Below are 1,870 nucleotides of genomic sequence, written 5' to 3' on the forward strand. Positions count from 1 at the left end.
CTTTGATGATAAATAGATTTTTTTCTTCAGGTACAAGAAGAACTGCTTTATATAAAAATGAAAGTATAGATTGTACAGAACCTGTTAATAGTGTATTTACTACTTCATTGTTTTTATATTTTTTTATTATGTTTATTACTTCGTCTATTAAGTATAAATAATCAACTCTGTTTGATAACTCACTTTTTGTTATTATTTTTTTTATTTCTTCCATTACTTCAATACAGCTCACATAATAATTGTTAAAATCTGGCTTCATGAAGTCATTATAATTTGTTGAAAATAATGAATATATATTACTTTTCAAGAATTCTTTGTTAACATAATTTTCTTTTAGAACATTAGTATTATCTGGTTTTTTTGTTCCCTTTATTAAAGCTCCATCTGAAAAGTTTATAAAGTTTCTATCTGGAAATGCATTAATAAGTTTTTCTAAGTTAGATTTTGCCCAAAATAATATATCGTCAGTATAAACATATTTCTCAAAATTACCTTCAACTTTTATATATGATGTTGTATGCTGTTCTATGTATTTATATTTCTTCTTATCAAAAATAGTACCTTCAACATGTTTTTTATTTATATTTTTGTATCCCATATCTGTTCCAAATAGGTAAATGTTTTGCATTCCAAAAATTACTGCCAGAGATACACCAGTATTTACCACGGTTGGTGTTATGGCTGGAGGAATTAAGCTTGGGTTTAATAGGAACTGATGTGTTGAATTTGTCCTTAAAAAAAGAAAGCTATTTCTAAACATACTTGTAATAGAAGGAGGAACAACATCGGCTGTAATTAAAACTACTTTTTTTAAGAAATCTTCCGGAAGCTCTAAAAGTATATCTCTACGAATATTCTCTCGTTCTAATTCAATATGAAAATCCGGCAGTATATTCTCTTTATAAAGCTTATGTAGAGCTGTTCCACATGAAATTATAATTGCTTTGTTTTGATTTCTGCGGATATAAGTTATATCCTTTTCTAAGGATGGCCCAGAACCAATAATAAAAACATTGCTGTTTTTAATTGGTATAGAAGGTTTATATAAATAAGGAATTTTTTTATTTATATTATCAAAAGCATTTTTTAAACCAACTTTTTCATCATCATAGAAACCCCATCCCTTAGTTGAAACATGTACAACTTTTTTATAAATATCTTCTATGTTTAAATGTTTTTGGTTGTTAACATAAATACTGACAAAAAGTACAAAGGAAAGATAAACTGGATTAATCTCACTAAATATTAACTCAAATCCTTCTTTTATTTTATTCTCATTGTCGCCAGCTACAATATAAACATTGTGATTATCATATAAACTTTCCCAATCCACATAATATAAACTTGCTGTAAACTTAGATATATCTGATTCGTATATTATTAAATATTTAAAGTCTATACCGTACTCTTTGATAATGTTAATAATGTTTCCTGTTCCTAAACCATTAAGAAATAAAAGTGGTACATATTTTTCTTCAAGGAATACTTTCTTATAATAAGCACTATCTTTATTTTCTTCTATTAACTTATCCATAGATTCCGTTATTCTGTAATGTAGATAATCTTCTAAATTAGGGTCTTCTTTAAATTCTGGTAAAAATATAGACAAGCTTAAGTTGGAGATTAAATCTTTCTTTAAGGCATGCAAATTTTCAATATATATGCCCTCACTTGTTTGTATGTTTATAAAATGACTGTATTCTTTTATAATTGGCTTACTATCTATTGAATTTGATAAAAGTTTATAGATTTCCTTTTTCTTCCTTTTGAAAAACTTTAAATTCTTTTTAAATAGTTTCAGGTTCATGTTTACCTTATTTATTCTAAAATTTTGTCCACTATAGATTTTATATCTACTTTCATTTTACCA

The 1,870-nt window shown here is 25.9% G+C and carries 1 protein-coding gene; it reads right to left on the reverse strand.

Translation table 11 applies throughout. The features are described from left to right. On the reverse strand, positions 1-1,807 hold a 1,807-nt coding region (locus HG1285_RS03150), incomplete at its 3' end, for a 6-hydroxymethylpterin diphosphokinase MptE-like protein (RefSeq protein ID WP_008288946.1). Between the last annotated feature and the right edge of the window lie 63 nt (positions 1,808-1,870).

The organism is Hydrogenivirga sp. 128-5-R1-1 (assembly GCF_000171895.1).